At 42.4% G+C, this 1,124-nt stretch carries 1 protein-coding gene; it reads right to left on the reverse strand.

The genetic code is table 11. From position 1 onward, the window contains the following. A protein-coding gene (locus FTT63_RS15530) for an IS3 family transposase (protein ID WP_180192485.1) occupies positions 1–1,053 on the reverse strand; the annotation gives its coding sequence in 2 pieces (ribosomal slippage) (positions 1–801 and positions 801–1,053; 1,054 coding nt annotated over the 2 pieces). This gene is flagged as partial in the annotation. Positions 1,054–1,124: the final 71 nt, after the last annotated feature.

Genomic DNA, 1,124 nt, shown 5'->3' on the forward strand with positions numbered 1-1,124 from the left:
TTCCTTTGTTTGCTTGGTGTGGTCTTTCATAGTTGTAATGCCACAGCCAACTCGTTGCATAATCTTGTACTTCTTCCAGTGTGTCAAATAGATGCTTGCTTAGCCAGCTATAACGTATAGTCCGATTATAACGTTCAATATACGCATTCTGCTGTGGCTTACCTGGTTGAATATATTCAATACGAATACCTTGTTCAGTTGCCCAGCGTACAAATTCATGACTGATAAACTCCGGGCCATTGTCACACCGAATAACTAACGGCTTTTCTCGCCACTCCAGCAACTGATTCAACGTACGAATAACTCGGATTGTAGGTAATGAGAATCCTGCTTCAATCGCTAAGCCTTCTCGACGGTAGTCATCAATCACATTTAATAATCGGAACTTTCGACCATCGATCAGCTGATCATGCATAAAATCTAATGACCAGACCTGATTTTCTCGGATTGGTTCTTTCAATGGTTCAGGCGCGTGCCGTTTTAGTCTTCTTCTCGGTTTAATACGCAGATTTAGTGCCAACTCACAGTAAATGCGGTAAACCCGCTTGTGATTCCAGCAGTGATTCTCAACATGTCGTAAATATGAGAAGCACAGACCAAATCCCCAATCGGAATTTTCCTCAGTGAGTTCAATGAGCTGTTTAGCAATTAATGCATTGTCATCGCAAAGTTTAGCCTGATAACGGTAGCAGGTTTCACTAATGCCAAATGCAGAGCAAGCTAAACGGATACTAACCGCATGCAGGGCAACGGCTTGTTGAGCCATCTGACGTCGGCAAGATGGCTTCACCACTTTTTTGACATTGCTTCCTGAACAATCTCTGCCTTTAATCGCTCTTCAGCATACATTTTTTTTAGTCTGGTATTTTCTGCTTCCAGCTCTTTCAGTCGAGCCATCAATGAGGTATCCATACCGCCATATTTGGCACGCCATTTATAAAACGTGGCATTACTCATGCCATGTTCACGACAAAGGGTGGCTACAGGTGTGCCAGACTCCGCCTGTTTTAAAATGGACATGATCTGGCTGTCAGTAAATTTAGATGTTTTCATGCAGAATCTCCTGCTCGTATCTTAAGAGAAAATTCTACTTTTAGATCCTTTTATTTTTAGGGGGGATTACC

Source organism: Acinetobacter sp. C15 (genome assembly GCF_013420645.1).
GTDB classification, from domain to species: Bacteria; Pseudomonadota; Gammaproteobacteria; order Pseudomonadales; family Moraxellaceae; genus Acinetobacter; species Acinetobacter indicus.